Source organism: Microbacterium schleiferi (genome assembly GCF_038150145.1).
GTDB classification, from domain to species: Bacteria; Actinomycetota; Actinomycetes; order Actinomycetales; family Microbacteriaceae; genus Microbacterium; species Microbacterium schleiferi_B.
Map to the genome: position 1 here is coordinate 83,010 of NZ_JBBWSA010000009.1, position 26,211 is coordinate 109,220.

The following is a 26,211-nucleotide window of genomic DNA, read 5'->3' on the forward strand; positions in this document are numbered from 1 at the left end:
GGCCGGACATCCCGTTGTCGGCAGGTACGGTAGGGTCATACCGTCGAGCTCCCCGCCCGAGGGCATGACGAGGAGGTCAGCATGGCTCTGCGCGAACTCGAGTTCACGTCGCACAACGGCACCGACACCATCCAGGCCTGGGTGTACGAACCGGCGGTCACGCCGGTGGCGGTGGTCCAGCTCATCCACGGTCTCGGCGAGCACTCCCGCCGGTACCTGCACATGACGGCCGCGCTGGTGGATGCGGGGTTCGTCGTGGTCGCGGACGATCACGCGGGTCACGGTCGGACGGCGATGCAGTCGGGGACGTGGGGTGACGCCGGTGACGAGTCGGCGACGGTCATCGTGCAGGACGAGGTGACGCTGTACCGGAAGGCCAAGGAGCTGTTCCCCGACCTGCCGTACGTGGTGTTCGGCCACAGCCTGGGGTCGATGATCGCGCGGGCGCTGGTGCTGCAGCCGGGTGTCGAGGTCGACGGGCTCGCGCTGGGCGGTATCGCCGTGGGCATGCGCGGTGTCGAGTCGACGCTGGATCGCGAGGCCCTGAAGGCTGCCGTGGCGGCCGACGGTTCCGCCCCCGCTGCGGATGCGTTGGTGGGCCAGCTGTTCGACGGCTTCTACGACCGCCTCGGCCCGGACTTCGGCCCGACGGACTGGGTGGCGCGCAACGCGGACGTCGTCCGTGATCACGGCCGCGACCCCTTCAACAACTTCGGCGCCCCCTTGAGCAACCGGTTCCTGCAGGGCTTCGTCGACGTGTACGACCAGGCCAACGGCGACGACTTCTTCGACCGCCTTCCGCAGGTTCCCGTCGCGATCTTCGCGGGCGCGGAGGACCCGGTGACCAACTACGGCGAGGGTGCGCGCGAGGTCGCCCGGCGCCTGGAGGAGAAGGGCCACGACGTCGAACTCCACATCTACCCCGACGTCCGCCACGAGGTTCACAACGAGCCCGAGACCCGCGCCGAGATGGAGAACTCCCTCATCGAGTTCGTCCACCGCGCCGCCGGGCGGGACGACGCCTGACCCCCGAGGCGCACCCGGCCGCTCGCGCCCAAGCACCGTGACGGGGCCCTGCCGTGAGGATCGTCTCTCGGCAGGGCCCCGTCGGTGATGTAAGGTCTCAGGCCATGACGGGACGCACGCGTCGCCCAGCGAGGGGCTCGTCCATGGTGACCTCGCGAAGCGGAGGATGTCGCCGGTGGCGCAGCGAGGGCGAGAGGCCTGGCCACGGGTGACCTCGCCGAAGTGAAGGCGAGGATGCCGAGAGCAGGCTCCGCGACGAGTGCCTGAACATCAACAGCTTCTACTCGCTGCTCCACGCCCAGGTCGTGATCGGCGACTGGAAGACCGAATACAACCACGACCGCCGGCATTCATCGCTCGGCTACCTCGCACCCGTCGACTACGCTCGGCAATGCACCCATCAATCGGAAACCGACGACTCGCACAGCGACCGGACCGAATGAAGGGGGCGGCCCAGAGGTGTCTCGGCATCCGTCGCGGGAATCTGACACGGCCCATGGGAGCGGGACCAAAGACCCTATGGACTGAGGTGTTCGGTGCGGCACTCTGATGTCAGACCACAAAAGTCGTCCGAAGCCCCGCCGAGGATGACAGGTTTCGTCGCTGGACGATGTTCGGCGACGCACGTGGGGAGAGGTATCCGGCGGATAACCCAAACCTGGTGCAGCGGGCCCGCCGTCGATCTGCGAGCCTCCCCCACGCATGCCGTCGCGGCGCCCGACTCGTCACCGGGCGCTGCGACGGCCTCACTGTTTTCGGCTCGCGATGCGCGGATGGCGACGCGTGGCTACTGCGAGCGAAGCGAGGTGGCGTAGACGGCTGCCTGAGTGCGCCGCTCCATGCCGAGCTTTCGCAGCAGCCCAGTCACGTAGTTCTTGACCGTCTTTTCCATGAGGTCGAGGCGCTCCCCGATCTGGCGGTTGGTGAGACCCTCGGCGATGAGTTCGAGCACCTGACGCTCGCGCTCGGTCAGGTCGACACCGGGCGTGCTCGAGCGAGTCTCGCGTGCCTGCTCGCGCACCCGCGTCGCGGCAGCCGACGAGAGCAGGTTCTTGCCGGCTGCGACAGCACGGATGCCGTCAAGCAGTCCATTGGCCTTGATGTCTTTCAGGACGTAGCCGGCAGCGCCTGCCAGCACCGCCGAGTAGGCGGCTTCGTCATCGTCGTACGCGGTGAGGATGAGGCATGTGACGCTCGGGTACTGGGAGCGGATCTCGCGGCAGACGTCGATGCCGCTGCCGTCGGGAAGCCGCATGTCGAGGACCGCGACATCGGGCATGGTGGCCGCGATCCGGCCGAGTGCCTGCCGGGCTGTGGATGCCTCGCCGATCACTTCCATGTCGCGCTCGGCGTCGATCAGGTCGACCACCCCGCGACGGACGATTTCGTGGTCATCGAGCACGAAGACACGGATCATGTGGTCTCTCCCTGGGCCAAGGGCACCGCCCACCGCAGGCGGGTGCCGCCGCCGGCGCGTCCGGTGAGGGCGAACTCCCCGTTCCAGCGCGCGGCGCGATCCTCAAGATTACCGACCCCGCTGCGGCGCGTCGTCGACTCTGGCACGCCGACTCCGTCGTCGAGGATTTCGACGACCAGCATCTCGTCGGCGATCCCGACTCGCACGGAGGTCTCGGTCGCCTGAGCGTGGCGGGCGACGTTGCTCACACCTTCGCGAACTACCGCGACGACGTCTTCGGCGACATCCGGCGGCGTGCGCAGATCGAGCGGCCCTTGGAAGACCAGTCGCGGTGACTCCGAGAACGACGGCGCTACTTCGCTGATGACATCCACGATGCGGTGCCTGACCGATCCCGATGACGCGCGGGGTTGGCGCAGGGCGAAAATGACGGTGCGGATCTCGGTGATGGCGGCATCCAGCGCATCGACCTGTTCGAGCAGTTCAGTTCGTGCTGACGCGTCACCGACCCTGCCAGCGACAGCTTGGAGCGAGAGCCCGGCGCCGAACAGGCGCTGGATGACGTGATCGTGCAGGTCGCGGGCGATGCGGCCGCGCTCGTCCATGAGCGCAAGCGCCTGCCGGTCGGACCTGCCTCGCGCGAGCTCGAGGGCGATCGTGGCTTGCGCTGCGAGGTCCGCGGCGAGGTCGACATCCTTGTCGGTGAACCGGGGGGCACCGACGGGCCGTCCCACAGTGAGGACCATGGGGGCGCCGTCTGCACCGAGCATCGGCACGACCACCGTCGGACCCCACGCGACGAGTTCGTCCCCGAGTTCGACGGTGTCGCCGCTGGCCTGCAGCGGCTGCCAACTGTCGAAGACACGGCCGGAGAGGGTGCCAGCTTGCGCATGAACGGAGCCGGTGAGTTCGTCGGCGTGCTCGCCGCGCGCTACCTCGACGCACATCATGGTGTCGCTGATCGATGAGATCACCACGACGGTGGCGGCATCCGTGAGCTGGAGGACCTTGTCGGCCAGAAGCTGCAGCGGCCTGCCGGTCTCGTCCGAGAACATGGCTGCGCTCATCTCGGCCGCGGCTGCGGCCCACCGCTCGCGGCGCACCGAGTCTTCGTACAGGCGCGCGTTGTCGATGGCGATGCCCGCGGTGGCAGCAAGGGTCTCGAGCAGCTCGGTGTCCTCTTCGCTGAAGGCGCCGTCGGGGTGCTCAGTGAGGTACAGGTTGCCGAACACCTCGCCGCGGATGCGGATGGGAACCCCGACGAAGCTGTCCATTCTCGGGTGGTTGCGCGGAAAGCCGACCGAGCGCGGGTCGTGGCCGATGTGCTCCAGCCGGATCGGGCGAGGATCGTGGATGAGGGCTCCGAGCACGCCGCGGCCACGCGGGGGCGGGCCGATCGCTTCGACGGTCTCGGCACTCAACCCGACGTGGATGAATTCCTCGAGCATCCCGTCGGGTCCGATCACACCGAGGGCACCGTACTTCGCGCCGACGAGCTCAACTGCCGATTCGACAATGCGGCGCAGCACCGCCGAGAGCTCCAGCTGGCTCACGACAGCGGCGTTCGCCGTCAGGAGACTGCGCAGCCGTGCCTCGATATCAGCCACCCGGTTACCCCGTTCTCGTCCCTCGGCTCTCTCGCCAGGATCCTATCGCGGGACCTTCGACCCTGTGCGGGGAACTTGGCGGGCCGGATGCTGGAACAGACAGGAGGGGCAGACGGATGCGAAACACACTGCACGACTCGCACGTGGGCCTGTCCGAGGGCGGCTCGTTGAGCGCCCCGGCCGGCGACACGATCTGGCGGGTATCGCCCTACGATCGCCTCGTCGTGGGCGTAGACGGGTCAGGCCCGAGCACCGGCGCGCTGGCATGGGCCATCGCGTACGCGGCCGATCACGCCACCGAGCTCCTGCTCGTGCACGTTGTCGACGACACGTGGGGCGTTGCCGGCGCCGACTATATGGCTGATGCGCAACGGCGCGGCATCCACGTGCTTGACGCTTCCCGGCGCCGCGCGGTGGATGCGGGCGTCGCCCACGTGCAGACCGAACTCGTCCACGGTCGCGCGCCCAGTGTGCTGTCGGGCGCTGCCCGCCCGCACGACCTTCTCGTTGTGGGTTCGCACCGCACCGGCTTCTTGCGTGGGCGCGCGTTCGGCGCAGCATCCGTTTATGTCGTCGCTGCCGCCCGGTCGGCGGTCCTGGTCGTGCCGAACCTGCCGCTTGAGGGCCGGCACAGTGTCGTGGTCGGGGTCAGCGGATCGCCGGCCTCGGATGCCGCGCTGATGCAGGCAGCTCGCGAAGCGGCGCGCACCGATCAGCAGCTGGTCCTCATCCACGCCCGGCCTCCGGTTCCGCACGAGGAATCGTCGAGCAACGGTGAGTACCGCGCGTCGGCTGCGCGGGATGTTGTCGCGCGCGCCAGCGCACACGCTCTCATCGACATTCCTCACCTCGACCTGAGTTCCCGGGTCGTCGCCGACAACGTCGCCCCGGCGCTGCTGACAGCGTCCATCGATGCCGCGATGCTGGTGATCGGGCGCGGCCAGAGCGAGGAGCCCCCGAACATCTCGACGGTGGTGCATGACGTGCTCATGAACCTCAACGCGCCGGTGCTCATCGTCCCCTGACACCGCGAGCACCCCACCCGCGGCCCTAGAGTCGAGGGGTGGATTCGGTGCTGTGGTACGTCGTGCCGCTGGGGGTTGCGGCGGCGCTGAGCGTGTTCCCGATCCTCGCGGTCGTGCTGCTTCTGCTCTCGCCGAACCCCATCCCGGCGAGCGTCGGCTACCTCGCGGGGTGGTCGGGCGGCGTGCTCGTGCTGGTCACCCTCTTCTCGCTCGGTGCGCGGCTCGTGCCGCCGACGACGGCGGGCCGGATGCCACCCTGGGCCCACATCGTCGAGCTGACGCTCGGAGTGCTTCTGGTTGTCGTGGGCACCTGGCGCACGATAGCCGCCCGGCGGCGCCCTGCGCCGACCAGCCCGCCCTCGTGGACGAAGGCGATGGACCATATCGGGCCGCGCCGGGCGTTCGCGTTCGGACTCGCGATGAACGTCAGGCCCAAGAACCTTGCCATCGCGCTGGCCGCGGGCCTTGCCATCGGCTCTGCATCGCTCAGCATCGCCGGCAGCAGCCTCACGGTGCTGATCTTCACGGCCGTTGCCATCTCGACTGTCGCTGCTCTGGTCTTGGCCTACGTCATCGGCAGCCACTCGGTGCGGCCACGGCTTGAGCGCTTCAGCGACTGGCTGGTGGCAAACTCATCCCTCGTTCTCAACCTCTCGGTGGCGCTGATCGGTGCGCTCCTGGTGATTATCGGCATCGCCAATCTGCTCTAAGACATCAGGCGCCTGCGCAAGTTTTCGCCTCGTGAAACGGCGCGACCTCGTCTATCCGCCGAGTGTCAGCCGCTGCTCGTAGACTGACGAAGACGGACGGAGCCGACATGAAGACGACGGAAGTACGGGCGAGCAACGTCGAAGCGGCAATACACAGCGCCAAGATCGAGGGTCTACAAATCACGAGCGCAACGCTCACCGACGCCGACGCGTACGTTGCCGGGACAATCGATTCGTCGGAGCTCGTCAACCGCGTACGCACCCGGTATGGACTCTCCTGAAACCGTAGACCCGTACCTCATTCCCGGAACGAACGTTCTGAGGAACCGTCTCGGATTACCGTCGACGGAGGCCCTGAGCGCTGCAGAGGCGGATCTTTCGTTCGCACGAGCGCTTCAGCTGCTCGAGGACCCGGTTTCCCCCACAAACGATCTGCGAGAACTGCAAGCGATTCACCTCCACCTCTTCCAGGACGTTTCTACGACTGGGCAGGGCAACTACGGACGATTGACTTGCGCAAGAACGTGCCGGGCAAGATCAACTACGTCCACCCCTTCCGGGAAGGGAACGGGCGCGTACAGCGGATCTACTGGAGCCGCGTTGCACTCGCCGCGGGGTGGCAACTCGACTGGCGCCCTGTGCACGGTGAAGAGAACCATCTCGCCGCAGGGGCAGGGTCCGATCAATTGGATCTCGGACCGTTGATCCGCATGTTCGACAAGATCGTCACCGAACCAGGCACGGCATCCCCCGATCTCTGTCAGCCGAAGAGATTGAGCGCTTGTCGATACGGCCGTACGAAGAGTAGGCGAACTCCACCCTCCCGGGCACGCCGAAGCCCCGCCGGGAAACGCGACCCGGCGGGGCTTCAGTGATTTCGTACTACGCGCCGCGCTTGGCGAGCGGGGATGCGGGGGCCTCTGCCGGGGTTTCTCCCGCAACCGCAACCTCACCGCGGTGGGCACGGACCTCGTCGAACGAGGTTCCGTAGTACGCCGCCTCCATGAGGGTTTTCATGTCGGCGAGCATGGGCATCCGGGGGTTGGCCGGAGCGCACTGGTCTTCGTAGGCGGCCATCGCGAGCTCGTCGAGGCGGCCGATGAAGGCCTCCTCTGCGACGCCCTGCGCCTGGAAGGAGCGCTCGATGCCGACGAGGTCACGCAGCTTCTCCACGGCCCGGGCGTAGGACTCGACACCCTCTTCGGGGGTCGTGGCCTTCAGGCCAAGGTGCTGAGCGATCTGCTGGAACCGTTCGGGAGCGATGTAGCGCTCGTACTTGGGCCAGCTGGTCAGCTTCGTGGGGATGCGTCCGTTGTAGCGGATGACGTGGGGCAGGTAGATCGCGTTGGTGCGTCCGTGGATCAGGTGGAACTTCGATCCCGTGACGTGTGCCATCGCGTGCACGATGCCGAGGAATGCATTGCCGAAGGCCATGCCCGCGATGGATGCCGCGTTGTGCATCTTCTCGCGCGCCTGGATGTCAGCCGGGTCCGTGCTGCCGGGGCGTGCCTTCGCGCTGCGTTCGATGTTCTCGAAGATCAGCTTGATGGCATGCAGGGCCAGGCCGTCGGTGTAGTCGTTCGCGTACACCGAGACGTAGGCCTCCGTCGCGTGCGTGAGAGCGTCGAATCCGGCATCCGCCACGACCTTGGCCGGCAGAGCCGAGGTCAGGACCGGGTCGATGATCGCCACCGACGGGGTCAGCGCGTAGTCGGCGAGCGGGTACTTCATTCCCGTCTCGTCATCCGTGATGACCGCGAACGGTGTCATCTCAGATCCCGTGCCCGACGTGGTCGGCACGCAGACGAGCTGTGCCTTCTTGCCGAGGTCGGGGAACTTGAACGCGCGCTTACGGACGTCGAAGAACTTCTCGCGCATGTCAGAGAACTGCACGTCGGGGTTCTCGTAGAGCAGCCACATGACCTTGGCGGCATCCATCGGGGAACCGCCACCGAGCGCGATGATCGTGTCGGGGTTGAACTCCCGCATCTCGGCAGCTCCCGCCACGACGCTCGAGAGCTTCGGCTCGGGCTGCACGCGGTCGATGATCTGCAGGTGCACGCGGTTGCGACGACGGTTCAGCACATCGATGACCTTGTCGACGAAACCGAGGTTGGTCATCGTCGGGTCGGTCACGATCGTGACCCGCTCGACGTTCTTCATGTCGATGAGGTAGCGGATCGCGTTCGGCTCGAAGTAGGTCTTGGCCGGAACCTTGAACCACTGCAGGTTGTTGTTGCGCCGACCGACACGCTTGACGTTCACGAGGTTCACCGCCGAGACGTTGTTGGAGACGGAGTTGCGTCCATAGGAACCGCACCCGAGGGTCAGGGACGGCATGAACGCGTTGTAGATGTCGCCGATGCCACCGAGAGCCGAGGGGGCGTTCTCGATGATGCGGACGGCGCGGACGCGCTTGGCGAACTCGTCGATGACGCTCTGGTCGTTGCTGTGGATCGCGCCGGAGTGGCCGAGGCCGTCGAAGTTGACCATCTGCTCAGAGAGCGAGATGCCTTCTTCGGCGTTCTTGGCGCGCAGCACGGCGAGCACCGGAGCCAGCTTTTCGCGGGTGAGCGGCTCTTGGGGTCCGACGACGGCGCACTCGGCGAGGAGCACCGAGGTGTCTTCGGGCACCGTGAAGCCGGCCTGTTCGGCGATCCACACCGGGGACTGTCCGACGACCTTCGCGTTGAGCTTGGCCTCGCCGCAGTTCTTGGCGTTGGCGTGGACGCCGAAGATGAACTCTTCGAGCTTGCGCTTCTCGTCGGCGTTCACGACGTAGGCGTGCAGGCGCGTGAACTCGGCCATAGCCTCGGTCGCGATCGGCTCGTCGAGGATGACTGCCTGCTCGGAGGCGCACACCATGCCGTTGTCGAACGCCTTGGACAGCACGACGTCGTTGACGGCGCGGCCGACCTTGGCGGAGCGTTCGATGAAGGCAGGCACGTTTCCAGCGCCGACACCCAGTGCGGGCTTGCCGCAGGAGTATGCCGCGCGAACCATCGCGTTGCCACCGGTCGCGAGGATCAGCGCAACACCGGGGTGGTTCATGAGTTCACCGGATGCCTCAAGTGAGGGCTCGGCGATCCACTGGATGCAGTTCTTCGGCGCACCGGCTGCGACTGCGGCATCCCGAACGATCTTCGCCGCAGCGACCGAACAGTTCTGAGCTGACGGGTGGAAGGCGAAGACGATGGGGTTGCGGGTCTTCAGCGCGATGAGGGACTTGAAGATCGCGGTGGAGGTGGGGTTGGTCACCGGGGTGATGCCCGCGACGACGCCGACGGGGTCGGCAATCTCGGTGATGCCGGTGATCTCGTCGTGGCTGATGACGCCGACCGTGCGCTGCTTGATGATCGAGTGCGTGACGTGCTCGCACGCGAACATGTTCTTCACGGCCTTGTCTTCGAACAGTCCACGGCCGGTCTCTTCGACGGCCAGGACGGCGAGTTCGCCGTGGTGGTGGAGAGCGGCGACCGATGCCTTGCGCACGATGTGGTCGATCTGCTCCTGCGTGAACGACGCGTACTCGGCCAGAGCATCTTGTGCTCGTGCCACGAGTGCATCGATTGCGGTGGACATCGGATCCTCCTACCTGGTGTGGACCCGGTGTCCACGCCTTCGTCCTGACACCATCGTGGCACTGTGGTCAGACCACATATAGGGACCATGGTCCCCGTGGAGGCGGTTGGACGCGGCGGCCTCGCGGATCGCTAGTGTCGAGCCATGGCCACGCCGAAGGAGGGACGCGGATGGATGTCGACCGATTGGTCCACGAGTACCTGGCGAGCCTCGAGATCGGCGATGCCAAGCGGGTGATCGCGCTCTTCGCGCCCGACGGGATCGTCGAGTCTCCCCTGTATGGCACGATGCCCGCGGCTGAGTTCTACCCGGCCCTGTTCGCCGACACGGCTAGCTCGCGGCTGACGCTGCGCGCCACGATGATCGGATCGACCGAGGTCCGCACGGTCGTGAGCTTCTGGTTCGACTTCGACTGGACACTCTCGACCGGCGAACCCGCACCCTTCACCGTGGTCGACGTCGCAGAACTCGACGAGCACGGCCTGATCGAGCGCCTGCACATCGTCTACGACACCTTCCCGATCCGGGATGCCTTCAACAACGCCCACGACGGAGAGCACTGAGGTCAAGGCAGCAGGTCAAGCATCTGGGGTCGAGCCTTCATCGCATGGATGACGAGCTCATTACCGCTGTCGAAGACGAGGACGACGGTCTCGAGCAGCCTCCCCTGCGTGTCGAATCCCAGCCTTAGTTGGCGAGCAGGAGAGTCGTCGTCGAGGTCCTCGATCCACAGCGACCAGGAAGCGGCCTGTCGAATATCTTCGGGCGCGATCCCGTGCCTGAGCGCAGCGTCGTGGATCTTCACGCGGCGTATGCGGCGATCGCTTCGCGGATCAGTTCCGATCGCGACTTGTTCTCGCGGGCGGCGCGAGCGTCGAGCGCGGCGAGCTCATCGGCAGTTAGCCGGAGAGCAACCACCTGCGCGGGTTCCGATCCGCGACCGGGACGTCCGCGACCCCGGCGCTTGAGCGCGTCCACGTCGTAACCCGCGTCGGCCTCCGCCGCCCAAGCTGCGATCTGCTCCTCGGTGACGGGTGTGCCGTTGATGGTCTCGCCGCTACTCATGGCCGCATCGTAATACGAAAAACGCAGCTTCGTGACGGAAATCCCGGTGTGAGTCCAGAATTCCCGACTCAGTGGAGCGTCTCCCCCTGTTCGAGCATCCGGACGTACTCGGCGACGCGGGCTGCACGGGATTCGGGTCGCTTGAGGTTGCCGACGCGGAACGTCATCGCGAAGCGGTTCTGCGCGGATTGGGCTGCGAACGCGGCGGCGATCTTCGGGTCGGCATCCAGCGCCGCCTGCAGCTCGGCAGGGATGTCGCCATCGCTCTGGCGGTAGGCGGCATCCCACCGACCATCGGCCTTCGCGCGGTCGATCTCGAGCTGGCCGGCGGGCCGCATCCGTCCTTCCTCGATCAGACGGTTGACGTGCGCGATGTTTACCTTCGACCAGAGGCTGCGGGGCCGGCGCGGCGTGAAGGCCTGCAGGAAGTAGTCGGCATCCAGTGACTGCTTCTGTCCGTCGATCCACCCGAAGCACAGTGCGACGTCGAGCGCCTCGGCGTAGGTGATCCCCGGCTTGCGCGTGGATGTCTTGCGCAGGCGCAGCCGCACGCCGTCGGGGCTCGGATCGGCATCCAGCCACTGCTCCCAGTCTTCGACGGTGTCGACATGAAGGACGGGCTTGTCGTTGTGGGCGACCATCCTCGAAAACTACCCCCTCGCACCGACACCGCCCGGCGTGGTGAACTGTGCGCACCGCGTCGACGAGGAGGACCCATGGCCGCACGCTTCGTGTATTGGATGAACGTCTCGCTCGACCTGTTCATCGAGCACGCGCACGACGAGCAGGGCGGCGGCGACTGGATGAGCATCGGCGACGAGCTGCACGAGGAGTTCAATGCGCGCGCCGAGGCGCTCACGATGATGGTGCAGGGCCGCAAGGTCTTCGAGACGATGGAGAGCTTCTGGCCCGAGGCGCCGTACAACACGACGGTGTTCGGCGGGGATGACGCGATCAAGCGGCTCGGTGAGCTACGTGCCAGTTCGAGCGGAGACATCGGGGTCGGCGGGGCGGATGTCGCGACGCAGCTCCTCGCGGCGGGGCTGCTTGATGAGGTGCTGCTGTTTACGCATCCGGTCATCCTCGGGTCGGGACGGCCGCTGTTCGATGAGATGACCTCACCGGTGCGGCTCGAGCTGCTCGAGCAGGCGACCTACGCCGGTGGCGTGACGATGCACCGCTACGCGATTGGGGATGTCTGACCGCAACGATCGGGCAGGCCCCACGAACTTGAGTGCGGATGATTCGTTGATGCGCGGATCAGGTTATCGACCACATAATCGGGACGTCCGAGAGGGCTCATACCAGCGGGCCCCGTCCTATCGTGGTGGCATGCGCGCGATCCAAGTCGACGAACGAGACTCATCGTGGGAATCGAACGAGCCGCGCTACCGGATCTACGTCTTCGAAGGCCCCGGCTCAGCGGTGACCACGGTCGATCTTGTCGACGCGACGCTCAGAGACGTTGAATCGTCCGCGACGACGCTCGCCGGAGATGACCGTCTGTGGTCGGTCGCGCTGGTCGTCGACGACTCCACCCACGGACGCGGCCTAATCTGGTTGGTCGGAGGCGACTACAACTCGCCGCCGACGTCACCGCGTGAGTGGCGAATGCGCGCGGAAATGCAAGACCGGCTCCTCTCGCGGCGGAGCCAAAAGAAACTTCCGCTCACCCTCCCAGACGGGCGGCGCGTGATTCGACTCTTTCCGGATTGGGGTCGCGAGTGGCCGCTATGGGAGTCCTTCAGCGAGCGGTACGCGCTCGCCGCCCGGGATCTGCCCCTCAGTCGTGAGCTGGCCGCCGATCTCCACCAGTGGAACGCCGTTTGGCAGGCCCGGGACGAGACCGAGCCGGTGCCAGAGGGGTGGATCGAGCACGGGCGACTGCTCCACGCGCGCATGCAGGAGCAACTCGACGAGCTCGCCGAGGTGCGTCCAGACTTCGAGATGCCTTGACAGCGTCACTCTTTACGGAGACATGAATGCGGTCCCGACCGAACACCAGAGTGGTACCGTTTTACGTACTACTCAGCCGAAGGGTCGCAGCCATGGCCGCCATCACCGCGAGCGAAGCGCGAAAGAGCCTGTTCGGGCTCATTCAGCAGGTCAACGAGGACCACACGACCGTTGAGGTCGTCTCCCGCCGCGGCAACGCCGTGATTATGTCCAAGGACGACTTCGACGCACTCACCGAGACTGCCTACCTCCTGCGCAACCCGGCGAACGCGGAGCGACTGCTCGAGGCCGTCGAGCGCGCACGTCGCGGAGAGTTTGAGCAACACGACCTCCTCGACGCGTGACGCGATCGCTCACCTTCGACCCGAACGGGTGGGAGGACTACGTCTATTGGCAGACGCAGGACCGCAAGACGCTGAAGCGGATCAACCTGCTGATCGCGGATGTCGTGCGCGATCCGTTCGACGGCATCGGAAAGCCCGAACCGCTCCGTCACGTTCTTTCAGGCGCCTGGTCTCGTCGCATCGACGAGAAGAACCGACTCGTCTACTACGTGACCGATGACCACATCGTCATACTGCAGGCGCGAGACCACTACTGATTCGCGGCACGCAAGCCGGCCGTACGTTGCGCGCAGATACGAGAGAGCTATGAGCCATCGCAACAACCTTGCATCCAAATAACTTGCATGCAAAGCTTCTCGTGTGACCCGACCCAGCGTGACCCTCGAGGATTCCGTGTGCTTCGCGGTCTACTCCGCCGCGCAGGCAACCGTGCAGCTCTACCGCGACCTGCTCGCGCCGTGGGGTGTGACGTATCAGCAACTGCTCGTGCTCGGCATCCTGTGGCGTGACGAATCGACCAGCCCGGGGCGCATCGCCGACGAACTCCACCTCGACGCCAGCACCATCACCGGACTCGTCAACCGTCTCGAAGCCGCGGGGCTCGTCATCCGTTCCCGCCCGGCCGGCGATCGGCGCACCGTGATGGTGACCGCGACCGAGGCATCCGCCGACCTGCAAGCGTCCCTCCACCGCGTCGCGGGGTGCGTCGCCGACGCGATGAAGATGGCCCCGGATGCTGCGCACAGCCTCATCAGCTCGCTTCATGATCTGCGAGAGAACCTCACCAGCGCTGACCGCCCCTCGCTTCGCTCCGCCTAACCCCTCCCGAAAGGACCCCACCCATGGACCTCTCTGACATCCCCGTCACCACCCTTCGCGGCGAGCAGACCACCTTCGGCGCGCTCACGGGCGGCAAGGCCGCGCTCGTCGTGAACGTCGCGTCGCGCTGTGGGCTCGCTCCGCAGTACGAACAGCTCGAGGAGCTGCAGAAGACCTATGGTGAGCGCGGGTTCACGGTCATCGGGTTCCCCAGCAACCAGTTCCTGCAGGAGCTGAGCTCGGAAGAAAGGATCGCCGAGTACTGCTCCGCGACCTGGGGCGTGACGTTCCCGATGACCGAGAAGGTCAAGCTCAACGGCAAGAACGCGCATCCGATCTACCAGCAACTCACCACGGTTCCGGGCGCCGACGGCAAGGCCGGCAAGATCAGCTGGAACTTCGAGAAGTTCGTCATCAGCCCCGACGGTCGCGTCTGGCGCTTCAGCCCCCGCACCCTGCCCGACGCCCCCGAGGTCATCGAGGCGATCGAAGCCGCACTCCCCGCCTGATCAGGACCGGATCTGCCCCCACCGGTGTTGGACGGCAGCGGTTTAGGCCTCCACGTACTCCTGCCTGACCGCACCCCGGGTCGCGACCGCGATGTAACCGAAGTCGCGGTCGGAGTTCAGAACGACGGCGTCATTGACGACCGCGTAGGCCGCGATGAGGCAATCCAACGCCGCAGCCGCGCGCACGAACCCCGAATCCCAGAGCGCCTGCTGAATGTCGAGCGCCTGACGCTCGTCGGGATGCTCCCACGCGGGCAAGAGTTGCGCCATGTCCGCGCGGAGTTCCTGGTGCTCCTGCGGAGTCCGTGCCGAATGGCAGTACTCGAGAACCTGAGGCGGGCAGGTGATGAGCAGGTGCGCGGGCGAGAGCTCCCGGAGCCTGGCCGCGATCGCCTTACTCGTTGAGGCTTTCTGCCAGATGCTGTTGTCGACGAGGTACGTCGTCACTGGCCAGCAGTCGACGCCGCCGGCGGGATCGTCGGAGCATCGATTTGGTCGGGTTCGAAAGTGCGGGCGATGATTCGCTCGACAGCGGCAGGCTGACGACGAACGGCGATAAGAGTGCGCAGCGCGAGGTCGACCGTTTCGCGGTTGGAGGTCGTGCCGGCAAGCTCCTTCGCCTGACGCAGCTCGTCCGGGTCGATATCGATTGACGTGACAGCCATGAGCCCCTCCCCCGGGTTTGTATAGAGGAGTATATAGACTCCCGACTCAGCCGCGCATGGCGACGCCGCGGCGCCAGTAGCCCATGAACGCGACCTGCGCGCGATGGATGCCGAGATCCTTCACGAGGTGACGGCGCAGCGTCGTCACGACCGAGCTCTCCCCCGCGATCCAGAAGTAGCGATCGATCGTCTCGACCGCGTCATCCAGTTCCTCACCCGAGCCCGAGAAGACGGGGGTTTCCCACAGGAGTTCCTCGGTCCCGTCATCCGTCACCGTCACCGTCGCCGTCGCGCCCAGGTGACCGAGCACGGTTGGGATGAGCCGCGACCCGTTCGCCGCGCCCTCCCGCGCGACCCAGCGCACCTCGACACCCTCGGGCGCGTCGATCGCGAGCGCGTCCTCGGCGTGGGGCACCTCGATCACAGCGAGGCCGGCAGCGTCGCGGTCGATGTCTTCGAGGATGCGGGCAATCGCCGGTGCCGCGGTCTCGTCGCCCGCGAGCAGAATCTCGCGCGCTTCGCCGGGCGCGTACTCGATGCCGCCGCCGTTCGGGCGGCCCCGGCGCGGTCCGATGATCAGCAGCTCATCGCCGACGGATGTCTGACTCGCCCAGGCCGACGCAGGACCGGTGAACCCGGGCTCGAGGTGCAGCACGAAGTCGATCACGACAGCGGTGCCGCCCTCCTCAACGCGCAGCTCCCGAATCGAGTAGGTGCGCATCGAGCCGCGCTCCTCCTCGGGAACGGCGAGGAACGCCGCCCACCAGTCGCCATCCGGGTGCTCGAGGTCGGGAAGCCGGCCCGAACTCGGCGGGAAGATCAGCTTGATGCGCTGGTCGAGGATGCGCTCGGGGTCACCGAACTCATCGAGGTCCGCGCCGCCGAACGTGATGCGCGCGAAGCTCGGCGAGAGCAGCTCGACCGAGCGAACAGCGGCGCGCGCCACCACGAACGGCGACGCCTCGACGACGGTGGATTCAACGACGGACATGGTGCCTCCCCATGGGCAGAACGACGGGCGAACCTGAGACGGGATCGGGGATGACGCGGCTGTCCATCCCGAACACGTCGCGAACAAGGTCTTCGGTGACGACCGCGTCGGGCGCGCCGCAGGCGTGGACCTGGCCATCCTTCATCGCCACGAGCTCATCGGCATACCGCGCCGCAAGGTTCAGGTCATGCAGCACCATGACGATCGTCGTGCCCCGGCTGCGGTTCAGATCGGTCAGCAGATCGAGCACCTCGATCTGGTGGGCGACGTCGAGGAAGGTCGTCGGTTCATCCAGCAGCAGGATGCCGGTCTCTTGCGCGAGTGCCATGGCAATCCACACGCGTTGACGCTGCCCACCCGAGAGCTCATCGACCGAGCGGTCGGCAAGGTCTGCGATGTCGGTGGCCTCGAGCGACTCCGCGACAACCTGATAATCCTTGGCGCTCCAGCGGGCGAGCATGCCCTGGTGCGGATGCCGTCCCCGGCCCACGAGGTCGGCGACGGCGATTCCCTCGGGCGCGATGGGGTTCTGCGGCAGCAGGCCGATCTCGCACGCGATCTGCTTCGTCGGGGTGCGGTGGATTTCGCGGCCATCGAGCACGACCCGCCCGGCCTGCGGCGGGAGCAGACGGGCGAACGCGCGCAGAAGCGTCGACTTTCCGCATCCGTTGGCCCCGACGATCGTCGTGATCGCGCCGGTGCGAATCTGCAGGTCGAGGTCACTGACGACCGCGCGGTCGCCGTACGCGAGCGCGAGGCCCTCGGCGGCGAGCCTGTGGCCGACCGAGCCCGGCACCGATGCCGGATCGAGCGACGCGGAGGCCGCAGGGGCAGCATCCGGCGCCAGGAGCGTGGTTCCAAGAGGCGGGTTCACAGGGATCCTCCCGACCGGTGCGTGCGCACCAACAGATAGACGAGGTAGGGCGCGCCGAGGATGCCGGTGATGACCCCGACCGGGTAGCGCGATTCGAAAGCCCATTGGCCGACGAGGTCGGCAACGAGCACCAGGAGCGCCCCGACAAGGCCCGCCGGCAGCAGGAGCGAGGGTCCGGGGCCGAGCAACCGCGCGGCGATCGGACCCGCCATGAACGCGACGAACGCGATGGGCCCGGTTGCCGCGGTGGCAAAGGCCAGCAGGATGACGGCACCGAGAATGAACAAAACGCGGGTGGGCGAGACGCGCAGGCCGAGGGCCGCGGCAGAGTCATCGCCGAGGCGCAAAATGTCGAGATCACCGCTGCGGGCGAGCATGACCGGCACGACGAGCAGCATCACGATGACGAGCGGCACGAGACGTTCCCAGGATGCGTTGTTCAGGCTTCCCGACAGCCACTGCATCGCCGCCTGCAGGTCCCATTCGGCAGCGCCCGAGAGCAGATAGGCGATGAGGCTCTGGATCATCGCGGCAACACCGATGCCGATGAGGATGAGCCGGGCGCCGGCGAACCCGCCGCGGTTCGCCAGCAGGTAGATCGCGCCGGCGGTGACCACAGCGCCGATGAGGGCGACGACCGAGACAGCGATGTCGCTCAGCGAGAAGACGATGATGCCGGTCACCGCGGCAAGACTCGCGCCGGCGCTGATGCCGATGACATCCGGCGAGGCGAGCGGGTTTCGCAGCATCGTCTGGAACGTCACCCCCGCCATCCCGAACGCGAAGCCTGACAACAGGGCGAGCAGCGCGCGCGGCAGGCGCAGCTCACCGACGGTGAAGGATGCTCCGGGCACGGTTTCGCCGAGGATGACGCGCACGACGTCGACCGGCGTATAGAAGGTGTGCCCGACCATCGTGCTGATGGCGACGACGGCCAGGACGATCACGGCGAGGATCGCGGTGATCACGGTCCAACGGCGGCGGCGGATGCGGCGACCGCGAGCGATCGCGGCGGCGGTCGTCGAGACCGCGGCGGGGGTAGCCGTGGGGATAAGGGTGGCGGTCATAGCTCGCGCACCTTCTGACGGCGGACGATCCAAATGAACACCGGTGCTCCGATGAGGGCGGTCACGATGCCCACTTCGATCTCTTCGGGCTTGGCGACCAGGCGCCCGACGATGTCGGCGGCAAGCAGCAGCACGGCGCCGCCGATCGCCGACAGCGGCAGCAGCCAACGGTGGTCGGGTCCGACCAGCAGCCGCACGAGGTGCGGGATGACGAGACCGACGAACGCGATCGGGCCGGCGATCGCGGTTGCTGCGCCACACAGGATGACGGCACCTGCCGACGAGATCAGCCGCGTGCGCGACACGTGCTCGCCGAGTCCCGCTGCCAGGTCGTCGCCGAGCGCGAGCGAGTTCAGGCCGCGCGCTGTCGCGAACACGATCAGGGCACCGATCAGCAGCGCGGGCGCGACCACGGCGATGCGGTCCCATTCGGCGCCGCCGACGCCGCCGATCTGCCAGAACCGGAAGGTCGACATCACATCGATGCGCGGCAGCAAGATGGCGCTCACGAGTGAGGCGAGGGCAGCCGCGGTCGCGGCGCCTGCCAGCGCGAGCTTGAGCGGTGTCGCTCCCCCGCGCCCGAGCGAGCCCACGGCGTAGACGAAGATCGCCGCTGCGGCAGCGCCCAGGATCGCGAGGCCCATCTGGCCGTACGGGTCGACGATGCCGAAGAACGCGAGCCCGGCGACGACGGCCAGTGCCGCACCGCTCATGACCCCGAAGATGCCGGGGTCGGCCAGTGGATTGCGTGTGACTGCCTGCATGCTCGCGCCCGCGAGGGCGAGGGAGGCGCCGACGAGGATCGCGAGCACGGTGCGCGGCATCCGTTTGATGACCGCTGCTGACTCGATCGAGGAGGCGTTGCCGGAAAGGCCCGCAACGAGATCGGCGGGACTCACGTCGGCGACCCCGAAGGCGACGGATGCCACGGCGAGCACCACGAGGAGGGCGATGCTCGCGATCAGCCACGCGACGCGCACCGATACCGATCGTCGCAGCGAGGCGACGGCCGGTACCGGTGCGGGCGCGTGGAGGGTGGTCACTGCTGTGCAGAGACTCCGGAGGCGAGCAGAGCGAAGTAGTCGTCAACGCCCCAGCCGATCGACAGCGGCGACGGGTTCGCGGATGCCGCCAGCGGCGTGCTGTTCTCGAGCACGACGATCGAACCGTTCGCGATCGCCGGGATCTGCGAGAGCAGCGGATCAGCCTGCAGCTGCTCGACGATGTCGCTGCCGGGGTCGCCGTAGGTGACGAACACATCGACGTCCGCGAAGCGGTCTGCCTCTTCGGCGCTGACCGAGGTGTAGAACTCCTCGGTATTCGCCGACTCTTCGGCAACGATCTCGGGAACGGGGAACCCGATGCTCTCGAGGAAGCCGGGGCGCGTGTCGTGGCTCGTGTAGAAGCCGATCTGGCTGAAGTCAGACGGGTCGATGTAGCTGAAGAGGATGCGAGCGCCGTCGAGCTCGGGGTAGTTCTCGAGCGAGGTAGAGACCGTCTCGTGCAGTTCGTCGATCAGCTCATTGCCCTCGGCCGAGAGACCGAGCGCCGCGGAGTTCATGCGGATCATGTCTTCGTACGAGGTACCCCAGGCGACCTCGGGATAAGCGACGACGGGCGCGATCTTCGACAGGGTGTCGTAGTCCTCCTGTGTGAGCCCCGAGTACGCGGCAAGGATGACGTCAGGCTGCGTGTCTGCCACGGCCTCGAAGTCGATTCCGTCGGTCTCATCGAACAGAACGGGGGTTTCGGCGCCGAGTTCCTCGAGCTTGTCTTCGACCCAGGGCAGCACACCGTCGCCGTCGTCGTCACCCCAGGTCGCCTTGCTCATGCCGACCGGAACGACGCCCAGCGCCAGGGGTACCTCGTGGTTTGACCAGGCGACTGTCGCGACCCGCTCGGGCTTCTGCTCGATGACGGTCTCGCCGTAGGCGTGCTCGATCGTGACAGGGAAGGCACCGGTTTCGGTCGATTCGGTGTCGGTGGTCCCGGCATCCGTCGAGGACGAACACGCGGCAAGGGAACCGGTCAGGGCCACGGCGATGCCGAGGGCGATGAGACGGGAGGCGCGCACGGGCGCTCCTTTCGTGGGCTGCTGTGGAAGGGCTCACTCTCGAATTGGTAAGCCTTGCCTAACCTACCTCGGAGCAGAACCATCCCGAAATCTGAAGGTTCTTCCAGCGCACCCTGTCAACTTTGTTGACTCCTTCTCTAGACTGGGATCACGCGGTCCCGAAACCGCGATCGACTCAAGGAGGAGACATGGCCAAAGACAAGGCACTCAGCGCAAAATCATCGATCGGCGCGTGGTTGAAGCATCCCGTCGGCGGCCCGATCCTGCGCGATCTGCTCGCGCAGGGCGGTCAGACCGAGTCGGCACTGGCCCCCGTCAAACTCTTCTCGCTCGAACGCGTTGCCTCGATGAGCGGCGGACGGATGTCGCAAGAGCTGATCGACGATATGGTTCGTCGCGCCAACGACCCGAGCGCATTGGCCGCTGCGCCTGCAGCTGACGACGATGGCGAGGATGACGAGGACGAGCCTCCCGCTCCCCCGATGGCGGCCCCGTGGGTCGAGCGCATCACGCCCGGCCGATTCGATGGCAAGACGGTCATCGTGACCGGCGCCGGTTCGGGAATCGGACGCGCGGTGGCTGCCCGTGTTGCAGCCGAAGGCGGGAAGGTCGTCGCTGTCGACATTTCGCAGGAGCGCCTCGATGCGGCGGTCCCCGAGATGCCCGGCGCTGTCGCGGTTGCCGGCGACATCACCTCGGAGGACTCGATCGCGAAGATCGTCGCGGCAGCCGACGGACGCGTCGACGGGCTTGCGAACGTCGCGGGAATCATGGATGACATGACGCCGCTGCACGAAGTGAGCGACGCCGTCTGGTCGCGCGTCATGGCTGTCAACGTCGAGGGGACCTTCCGACTCACTCGCGCGGTCCTCCCCCTCATGCTCGAGGCCGGCGGCGGATCGATCGTGAACGTGGCGTCCGAGGCGGGGCTTCGCGGCTCAGCTGCGGGCCTTGCCTACACGACCTCGAAGCACGCCGTCGTAGGCCTCACCAAAAGCACGTCGTTCATGTACGCGGCAAAGAATATTCGCGTGAACGCGGTCGCTCCGGGGCCGGTCGCTACCGGAATCGAGGCGTCGTTCGCCTCCGAACTCGGCCAGGAGCGCGTCGGGCTCGCGATGACGATCCTGCCGCCGATCGCCGAGCCCGCTCAGCTCGCGGCATCCATCACGTGGCTGCTGAGCGATGACGCGACAAACGTCTCGGGCGTCATCCTGCCGTCTGACGGCGGCTGGTCGGCGATCTAGCTCAGCCGGTGATCGCTGCCTGTAGCAGCGCTCCGTAGCGGCCGATGAGGGTCTCGCGCTCCAGATGCGCGAGACCCTCATCGCGCACCACCCACAGGCTGTAGAGCAGGCCGCCGACCACGGCGGCAGCCATCCGCGCACGCGTGTCGGCATCCGCCGCATGAGCAGGCGACGCTGCGATCCGTGCGCGGAACGGCCGCACGAATCCCTCCTCGTGCGCGGCTCGCAGGTGGGTCCAGATGCCGCCGGAATCGCTGGCTCGCAGGAGCGCCAGGTAGATGCCCCGGATGTCGGCGTCGTCGTCGAGGATGAACGCGATGAACCGCTCACCGAGGGTCTCGAGCGGACCCTCGAAGGCAGTAGCCGCGACCTGCACCTCCATGGTCTCCATGAAGAGCTGTTCTTTCGAGCCGAAGTGACGGATGACGAGGGCCGGGTCGACCGCAGCCTCGCTTGCGATCTCGCGCACCGAGGTCCGCGCGTAGCCGTTCTCGGCGAATAGACGCTGCGCAGCCTCCCAGATCGCCCGCTTGGAGGCTGGCGCGTGTTCGGGCAGGCTCATTCCCCCATGGTCGCACGTCGCCCTCTCGCCAGGAGGAGGCCCACCTGCGAACCACACGGTTCTGATTTCCTCCGCGAAGACGCGTCGCATCTGCGGATTCCGCATATATCGCTGCAATGATCGACGCTTTCGGTTGTCTTCTGACAGCTCCTCTGCGATGATCGTCGCGTGGCAGATCGCACTCCCCGGGTCCAGCAGCTCGACGACATCTCGCGCGCCATCATCGAGCACCTGCAAGCCGACGGCCGGCGCTCGTACGCCGACATCGGCAAAGCCGTGGGGCTCTCAGAGACTGCGGTACGCAATCGCGTGCAGCGCCTCGTCGACGCGGGAGTCATGCAGATCGTCGCGGTCACCGACCCCCTGCAACTCGGCTTCGCGCGACAGGCAATGGTCGGCATCCGGACCTCGGGAGATTCGACGCGCATCGCCGCCGAGGTCTCGGCCCTCCCCGAAGTCACCTACGTGGTGCTCACCGCCGGCAGCTTCGATGTGCTCGCCGAGGTCGTGTGTGCTTCGGATGACGAGCTCATCGATCTGCTCAACAAGCGCGTCCGCGCCATCGACGGCGTCGTCGCCACCGAGTCTTTTGTCTACCTCCGCCTCGTGAAACAGCTCTACGACTGGGGCACGCAGTGATCGCACCCCGCGCCGCCGCTACCGCGCCCCGAAAGGACCCGTCATGAACTCCCCCGCCGATCTGCAGAAGAAGGCCCAAGACCACCTGTGGATGCACTTCACCCGCCAGTCGGTACTGGACACCTCCGGGGTGCCCGTCATCGTGCGCGGCGAAGGCCACCACATCTGGGATGACCGCGGCAAGCGCTACTTCGACGGCCTCTCCGGCCTGTTCGTCGTCAACGCGGGCCACGGCCGCAAGCGGCTTGCTCAGGCTGCTGCGAAGCAGGCCGAAGAGCTCGCGTTCTTCCCGCTGTGGTCGTACGCGCACCCGTCGGCGATCGAGCTGGCCGACCGCCTGGCCGACGAGGCACCCGGCGACCTGAACCGCGTGTTCTTCACGACCGGCGGCGGCGAGGCCGTCGAGACAGCCTTCAAGCTGGCTAAGCAGTTCTGGAAGCTGCAGGGCCAGCCCCTCAAGCACAAGGTCATCTCGCGCTCGATCGCCTACCACGGCACCCCGCAGGGGGCCCTGGCGATCACCGGCATCCCGGTCATGAAAGCACCGTTCGAACCGCTCGTGCCCGGAGCCTTCCGGGTACCGAATACCAACGCGTACCGCGCCGAAGAGGCCGGGTTCGTCTGGGACGGCGAGGGCGACCGCCTCGAGGCTTTCGGGCGTTGGGCTGCTGACCGCATCGAAGAGATGATCCTGTTCGAAGGCCCCGAGACGGTTGCCGCCGTCTTCCTCGAGCCGGTGCAGAACTCGGGCGGATGCTTCCCCCCTCCCCCCGGCTACTTCCAGCGCGTCCGCGAGATCTGCGACCGCCACGACGTGCTGCTGGTCTCGGATGAGGTCATCTGCGCGTACGGCCGCATCGGCTACACCTTCGCCTGCAATGCGTACGACTACGTGCCCGACATCATCACCTCGGCCAAGGGCCTCACCAGCGGCTACTCGCCGCTGGGCGCAACCGTGATCTCGGACCGGATCTACGAGCCGTTCCGCCACGGGCACACCTCGTTCCTGCACGGTTACACCTTCGGCGGGCATCCGGTCTCGGCAGCCGTCGCGCTGGAGAACCTCGCGATCTTCGACGAGGAGGGCCTGAACGAGCGCGTCCGCGAGAACTCACCCCTGTTCCGGGCGTCGCTGGAGAAACTGCTGGACCTGCCGATCGTCGGGGACGTGCGCGGTGACGGCTACTTCTTCGGCATCGAGCTCGTGAAAGACAAGGCGACGCGCGAGACGTTCAACGACGACGAGTCCGAGCGGCTCCTGCGCGGATTCCTCTCGGGCGCACTCTATGACGCTGGCCTGTACTGCCGCGCCGATGATCGCGGCGACCCCGTCATCCAGCTCGCGCCGCCGCTCACGATCGGACCTTCAGAGTTCGACGAGCTCGAGCAGATCCTGCGCGACGTTCTCACGCGCGCCGCAAGCCTGCTGTAGCGGATTCGAAAGCTGCGGATTCCGGCCACGTCGGAATCCGCAGCTTTCGCACGTGAAACCGTCGCGCACGTTACTTGAAACGACAGATTCCTGTATCAAGTTTGTTTCGGACTGCGGATTGCGCTTGCCGCCTCGGGTGATGTCGTGACACGATCACTGACAATCCGTGCACAGCACGCATTCAGCTGATTGAGGTGACCGACTATGCCCGACCGTCCACTCCCCTCCGATCCGATGATCCGAGCGCTGATTTCGCAGGCCCGCGCAGCGCAGATCTCCCGTCGCGGCGTGCTCGCCGGCGCCGGTGCCCTCTCGCTCATGGGATTCCTCGCAGCCTGCACCGGCCGCGTCGGCGGTTCGGACTCCACGGGCGGCTCAGCGCTGACCGCCCCCGAGGACCTCTCGTCGAGCGTGAAGACCCTTACCTGGGCGAACTGGTCGTTCTACCTCGACGAGGATGACGACGGCAACCACCCGACGCTGCAGGCGTTCGAGGACCAGACCGGCATCACCGTCAACTACGACGTTGCGATCGACGACAACAACACCTACTTCGCGAAGGTCCGCGACCAGCTGGCGCTCGGCCAGGGCATCGGCGCCGATACGGTCTGCCTCACCGACTGGATGGCGAACATCTGGATCGCGTCCGGCTACACGCAGGCTTTCGACAAGGCGAAGATGCCCAACGTCTACGCGAACCTCAACCCGAGCCTGATGAACCCGAGCTTCGACCCCGGCCGCGCCAACTCGGTGCCCTGGCAGTCAGGCTTTGCGGGTCTCGCATGGAACACCGAGAAGCTCCCCAACGGCCTGGCATCCGTCGAAGACCTGTGGAACCCCGACCTGAAGGGTCGCGTCGGCGTGCTCAGCGAGATGCGCGACACCATCGGCCTCATCATGCTCAGCCAGGGCGTCGACATCTCGTCGGACTCGTGGGGCGACACCGAGTTCCAGAACGCGATCGACGTTTTCGCGCAGCAGGTCTCGGACGGCCAGATCCGCAACATCAAGGGCAACTCCTACGCCGACGACCTCATCAACGAAGACACACTCGCCGCGATCGTGTGGTCGGGCGACATCACCGCGATCAACGCGGAGGTCGGCTACGACAAGTTCGGGTTCGCCCTCCCCGACTCGGGCGGGACGCTCTGGAGCGACAACTTCATGATCCCGATCGGTTCGCAGCAGAAGACCAACGTCGAAACGTTGATCGACTACTACTACCAGCCCGAGGTCGCCGCCGAGGTCGCCGCCTGGGTGAACTACATCACCCCGGTCGTCGGAGCGCAGGAAGCGATGGCCGACATCGACCCCGAGATGGTCGATAACCAGCTCATCTTCCCTGACGAGGCGACGCTCGCGAACGCGTACATCTTCCGGGCGCTCAGCAACCAGGAGCAGGAGAAGTACAACGCCGAGTTCGAAGCCGTCGGACTCGGCGCCTGACCGGGCATGAGCACATCGACACCCGAGGCCGGCGCTGACCTCGAGCTTCGCGGCATCCGCAAGACCTTCCCGGGCTTCACCGCTCTGCACGATCTGGACCTGGTGATTCCGGCGGGTTCGTTCTTCGCCCTGCTCGGCCCGTCGGGCTGCGGCAAGACGACGACCCTGCGCATCGTCGCGGGGCTCGAGCGACCCACCGCGGGTTCGATCTCGATCGGCGGCAAAGACGTGACATCCGTGCCGCCGCACAAGCGGCCGGTGAACACGGTCTTCCAGAGCTACGCGCTCTTCCCCCACATGACGGTGCAAGAGAACGTCGAGTTCGGGCTGCGTCGGCGCAAGGTCACGGATGCTTCCAGCCGCGCTCTCGACGCCCTCAAGCTCGTCGAGCTCGACCACGTCGCGGGGCGCAAGCCCTCGCAGCTGTCGGGTGGTCAGCAGCAGCGTGTCGCGCTCGCGCGAGCCGTCGTCAACCGACCGGCGCTGCTGCTGCTGGATGAGCCCCTCGGCGCCCTCGACCTGAAGCTGCGTCGCCAGATGCAGTCCGAACTGAAGACGATTCAGGACGAGGTTGGGATCACGTTCCTGCACGTCACGCACGACCAGGAAGAGGCCATGACCATGGCCGACACCGTGGCCGTCATGAACCACGGGCGCATCGAGCAGATGGGTGCGCCGCAGGAACTGTACGAACTCCCGCGCACCGGGTTCGTCGCGAGCTTCCTCGGTCAGTCGAACCTGATCGCAGCGACCGTCGAATCGGCGGTCGGCGGCACCCTCGTGGCTCGCACGGCGGCCGGGGGCACACTCCGGATGCCGATCGATCGCGCCGTCTCGACATCCGGCGAGATCACCGTCGGTGTTCGCCCCGAGAAACTCATGCTCGCTGCCGAAGCGCCCACCACCGACGACAACGTCCTCGGCCCCGGTCGCATCACCGACCTCTCGTTCACCGGTGTGAGCACGCAATACACCGTCGAGATGCCGGGCATCGGACCCGTCGGGGTGTTCGAGCAGAACATGGTGTTCGGCTCGGTCTTCTCGGTCGGAAGCGAAGTCTGGGTGCGGTGGCGACCCGAGCACACCTTCGGGCTGGATGCCGACGCCCAGGCGGGGGCAGCCGAGGCCATCGCCGACAGCGAGGACTCCTAGCC

General features: G+C 66.6%; 30 protein-coding genes and 1 pseudogene. 17 read left to right on the top strand and 14 right to left on the bottom strand.

Going from position 1 to position 26,211, the window contains the following annotated elements:
• Positions 1-81 precede the first annotated feature (81 nt).
• Positions 82-1,026: an alpha/beta fold hydrolase gene (locus AADH62_RS11480; protein ID WP_035964342.1), complete on the top strand. Its 945-nt coding sequence runs from the start codon at positions 82-84 to the stop codon at positions 1,024-1,026.
• A gap of 230 nt (positions 1,027-1,256) precedes the next feature.
• Positions 1,257-1,469: pseudogene (locus AADH62_RS11485) on the top strand (integrase core domain-containing protein); the annotation flags it as partial.
• Between the two features lie 344 nt (positions 1,470-1,813).
• On the opposite strand, the gene AADH62_RS11490 reads toward AADH62_RS11485, so the two are convergent.
• Both AADH62_RS11490 and AADH62_RS11495 read right to left on the bottom strand, forming a co-directional pair.
• Entirely contained in the window at positions 1,814-2,443 is a 630-nt protein-coding gene (locus tag AADH62_RS11490; protein WP_228178560.1) for a response regulator, read from the bottom strand.
• Positions 2,440-4,050 (bottom strand): GAF domain-containing protein, encoded by a 1,611-nt coding sequence (locus tag AADH62_RS11495; protein WP_228178559.1) that lies wholly within the window; start codon positions 4,048-4,050, stop codon positions 2,440-2,442. Before AADH62_RS11495 ends, AADH62_RS11490 begins: the two co-directional genes overlap by 4 nt.
• A gap of 116 nt (positions 4,051-4,166) precedes the next feature.
• Between AADH62_RS11495 and AADH62_RS11500 the strand changes: the two genes are divergently transcribed.
• From AADH62_RS11500 to AADH62_RS11510, 3 genes are all read left to right on the top strand, one after another.
• A complete protein-coding gene (locus AADH62_RS11500; protein ID WP_341579586.1) occupies positions 4,167-5,075 on the top strand; it encodes a universal stress protein in 909 nt (302 codons plus the stop codon).
• A 38-nt stretch (positions 5,076-5,113) separates the two neighbouring features.
• Positions 5,114-5,785 carry a GAP family protein gene (locus AADH62_RS11505; RefSeq protein ID WP_341579587.1) on the top strand — a complete coding sequence of 224 codons (672 nt, stop codon included), beginning with the start codon at positions 5,114-5,116 and terminating at the stop codon, positions 5,783-5,785.
• 107 nt (positions 5,786-5,892) lie between these two features.
• Positions 5,893-6,066, top strand: coding sequence for a hypothetical protein (locus AADH62_RS11510; RefSeq protein ID WP_341579588.1), 174 nt, complete (start codon positions 5,893-5,895; stop codon positions 6,064-6,066).
• Positions 6,067-6,667: 601 nt separating this feature from the next.
• On the opposite strand, the gene adhE is transcribed toward AADH62_RS11510, so the two are convergent.
• Positions 6,668-9,367, bottom strand: coding sequence for a bifunctional acetaldehyde-CoA/alcohol dehydrogenase (gene adhE / locus AADH62_RS11515; RefSeq protein ID WP_341579589.1), 2,700 nt, complete (start codon positions 9,365-9,367; stop codon positions 6,668-6,670).
• Positions 9,368-9,537: 170 nt separating this feature from the next.
• Here adhE and AADH62_RS11520 point away from each other — a divergent pair, with 170 nt between their 5' ends.
• The gene (locus tag AADH62_RS11520) at positions 9,538-9,930 is read left to right on the top strand and encodes a nuclear transport factor 2 family protein (protein ID WP_228178554.1); all 393 of its coding nucleotides are present in this window, start codon (positions 9,538-9,540) and stop codon (positions 9,928-9,930) included.
• A 2-nt stretch (positions 9,931-9,932) separates the two neighbouring features.
• On the opposite strand, the gene AADH62_RS11525 is transcribed toward AADH62_RS11520, so the two are convergent.
• The 3 genes from AADH62_RS11525 to AADH62_RS11535 all read right to left on the bottom strand — a co-directional run bounded on the left by AADH62_RS11525 (position 9,933) and on the right by AADH62_RS11535 (position 11,073).
• On the bottom strand, positions 9,933-10,172 hold the full coding sequence (locus AADH62_RS11525) for a toxin (protein WP_228178553.1): 240 nt from the start codon (positions 10,170-10,172) through the stop codon (positions 9,933-9,935).
• Positions 10,169-10,432 (bottom strand): ribbon-helix-helix protein, CopG family, encoded by a 264-nt coding sequence (locus tag AADH62_RS11530; RefSeq protein WP_228178552.1) that lies wholly within the window; start codon positions 10,430-10,432, stop codon positions 10,169-10,171. Before AADH62_RS11530 ends, AADH62_RS11525 begins: the two co-directional genes overlap by 4 nt.
• A gap of 68 nt (positions 10,433-10,500) precedes the next feature.
• Entirely contained in the window at positions 10,501-11,073 is a 573-nt protein-coding gene (locus AADH62_RS11535) for a YdeI/OmpD-associated family protein (RefSeq protein WP_228178551.1), read from the bottom strand.
• 75 nt (positions 11,074-11,148) lie between these two features.
• Between AADH62_RS11535 and AADH62_RS11540 the strand changes: the two genes are divergently transcribed.
• The 6 genes from AADH62_RS11540 to AADH62_RS11565 all read left to right on the top strand — a co-directional run bounded on the left by AADH62_RS11540 (position 11,149) and on the right by AADH62_RS11565 (position 14,060).
• Positions 11,149-11,634 (top strand): dihydrofolate reductase family protein, encoded by a 486-nt coding sequence (locus AADH62_RS11540; protein ID WP_228178550.1) that lies wholly within the window; start codon positions 11,149-11,151, stop codon positions 11,632-11,634.
• A 130-nt stretch (positions 11,635-11,764) separates the two neighbouring features.
• Positions 11,765-12,388 carry a hypothetical protein gene (locus AADH62_RS11545; RefSeq protein ID WP_228178549.1) on the top strand — a complete coding sequence of 208 codons (624 nt, stop codon included), beginning with the start codon at positions 11,765-11,767 and terminating at the stop codon, positions 12,386-12,388.
• Positions 12,389-12,480: 92 nt separating this feature from the next.
• Complete coding sequence (locus AADH62_RS11550) at positions 12,481-12,732, top strand: type II toxin-antitoxin system Phd/YefM family antitoxin (protein WP_228178548.1); 252 nt, start codon at positions 12,481-12,483, stop codon at positions 12,730-12,732.
• Positions 12,729-12,989 carry a Txe/YoeB family addiction module toxin gene (locus AADH62_RS11555; RefSeq protein WP_228178547.1) on the top strand — a complete coding sequence of 87 codons (261 nt, stop codon included), beginning with the start codon at positions 12,729-12,731 and terminating at the stop codon, positions 12,987-12,989. The genes AADH62_RS11550 and AADH62_RS11555 overlap by 4 nt, the downstream gene beginning before the upstream one ends.
• Before the next feature lie 103 nt (positions 12,990-13,092).
• Positions 13,093-13,551: a MarR family winged helix-turn-helix transcriptional regulator gene (locus AADH62_RS11560; RefSeq protein WP_228178546.1), complete on the top strand. Its 459-nt coding sequence runs from the start codon at positions 13,093-13,095 to the stop codon at positions 13,549-13,551.
• A 23-nt stretch (positions 13,552-13,574) separates the two neighbouring features.
• Positions 13,575-14,060 carry a glutathione peroxidase gene (locus AADH62_RS11565; protein ID WP_228178545.1) on the top strand — a complete coding sequence of 162 codons (486 nt, stop codon included), beginning with the start codon at positions 13,575-13,577 and terminating at the stop codon, positions 14,058-14,060.
• A 42-nt stretch (positions 14,061-14,102) separates the two neighbouring features.
• Here the strand turns inward: AADH62_RS11565 and AADH62_RS11570 are convergent, their stop codons facing one another.
• From AADH62_RS11570 to AADH62_RS11600, 7 genes are all read right to left on the bottom strand, one after another.
• Positions 14,103-14,507, bottom strand: coding sequence for a PIN domain-containing protein (locus AADH62_RS11570; RefSeq protein ID WP_341579590.1), 405 nt, complete (start codon positions 14,505-14,507; stop codon positions 14,103-14,105).
• Positions 14,504-14,725 (bottom strand): type II toxin-antitoxin system VapB family antitoxin, encoded by a 222-nt coding sequence (locus AADH62_RS11575; RefSeq protein ID WP_292728026.1) that lies wholly within the window; start codon positions 14,723-14,725, stop codon positions 14,504-14,506. Before AADH62_RS11575 ends, AADH62_RS11570 begins: the two co-directional genes overlap by 4 nt.
• Before the next feature lie 46 nt (positions 14,726-14,771).
• On the bottom strand, positions 14,772-15,716 hold the full coding sequence (locus AADH62_RS11580; protein ID WP_341579591.1) for a siderophore-interacting protein: 945 nt from the start codon (positions 15,714-15,716) through the stop codon (positions 14,772-14,774).
• Positions 15,703-16,512 carry an ABC transporter ATP-binding protein gene (locus tag AADH62_RS11585; RefSeq protein WP_341579623.1) on the bottom strand — a complete coding sequence of 270 codons (810 nt, stop codon included), beginning with the start codon at positions 16,510-16,512 and terminating at the stop codon, positions 15,703-15,705. Before AADH62_RS11585 ends, AADH62_RS11580 begins: the two co-directional genes overlap by 14 nt.
• Before the next feature lie 74 nt (positions 16,513-16,586).
• Positions 16,587-17,657: a FecCD family ABC transporter permease gene (locus AADH62_RS11590; protein ID WP_228178541.1), complete on the bottom strand. Its 1,071-nt coding sequence runs from the start codon at positions 17,655-17,657 to the stop codon at positions 16,587-16,589.
• Positions 17,654-18,700, bottom strand: a complete 1,047-nt coding sequence (locus AADH62_RS11595) for a FecCD family ABC transporter permease (RefSeq protein WP_228178540.1) — start codon at positions 18,698-18,700, stop codon at positions 17,654-17,656. Before AADH62_RS11595 ends, AADH62_RS11590 begins: the two co-directional genes overlap by 4 nt.
• Positions 18,697-19,731: an iron-siderophore ABC transporter substrate-binding protein gene (locus AADH62_RS11600; protein ID WP_228178539.1), complete on the bottom strand. Its 1,035-nt coding sequence runs from the start codon at positions 19,729-19,731 to the stop codon at positions 18,697-18,699. Before AADH62_RS11600 ends, AADH62_RS11595 begins: the two co-directional genes overlap by 4 nt.
• Positions 19,732-19,919: 188 nt before the next feature.
• On the opposite strand from AADH62_RS11600, the gene AADH62_RS11605 reads away from it, so the two are divergent.
• A complete protein-coding gene (locus AADH62_RS11605) occupies positions 19,920-20,978 on the top strand; it encodes an SDR family NAD(P)-dependent oxidoreductase (RefSeq protein WP_292728067.1) in 1,059 nt (352 codons plus the stop codon).
• Position 20,979: 1 nt separating this feature from the next.
• On the opposite strand, the gene AADH62_RS11610 is transcribed toward AADH62_RS11605, so the two are convergent.
• Positions 20,980-21,540 (bottom strand): TetR/AcrR family transcriptional regulator, encoded by a 561-nt coding sequence (locus AADH62_RS11610; RefSeq protein ID WP_292801119.1) that lies wholly within the window; start codon positions 21,538-21,540, stop codon positions 20,980-20,982.
• 168 nt (positions 21,541-21,708) lie between these two features.
• Here AADH62_RS11610 and AADH62_RS11615 point away from each other — a divergent pair, with 168 nt between their 5' ends.
• The 4 genes from AADH62_RS11615 (at position 21,709) to AADH62_RS11630 (ending at position 26,209) form a co-directional block, all read left to right on the top strand.
• Complete coding sequence (locus AADH62_RS11615) at positions 21,709-22,179, top strand: Lrp/AsnC family transcriptional regulator (protein WP_228178536.1); 471 nt, start codon at positions 21,709-21,711, stop codon at positions 22,177-22,179.
• A gap of 43 nt (positions 22,180-22,222) precedes the next feature.
• A complete protein-coding gene (locus AADH62_RS11620) occupies positions 22,223-23,611 on the top strand; it encodes an aspartate aminotransferase family protein (RefSeq protein WP_228178535.1) in 1,389 nt (462 codons plus the stop codon).
• Between the two features lie 204 nt (positions 23,612-23,815).
• Complete coding sequence (locus AADH62_RS11625; protein WP_228178534.1) at positions 23,816-25,057, top strand: ABC transporter substrate-binding protein; 1,242 nt, start codon at positions 23,816-23,818, stop codon at positions 25,055-25,057.
• A 6-nt stretch (positions 25,058-25,063) separates the two neighbouring features.
• Positions 25,064-26,209, top strand: coding sequence for an ABC transporter ATP-binding protein (locus AADH62_RS11630; RefSeq protein WP_292729179.1), 1,146 nt, complete (start codon positions 25,064-25,066; stop codon positions 26,207-26,209).
• The last annotated feature ends 2 nt before the right edge of the window (positions 26,210-26,211 follow it).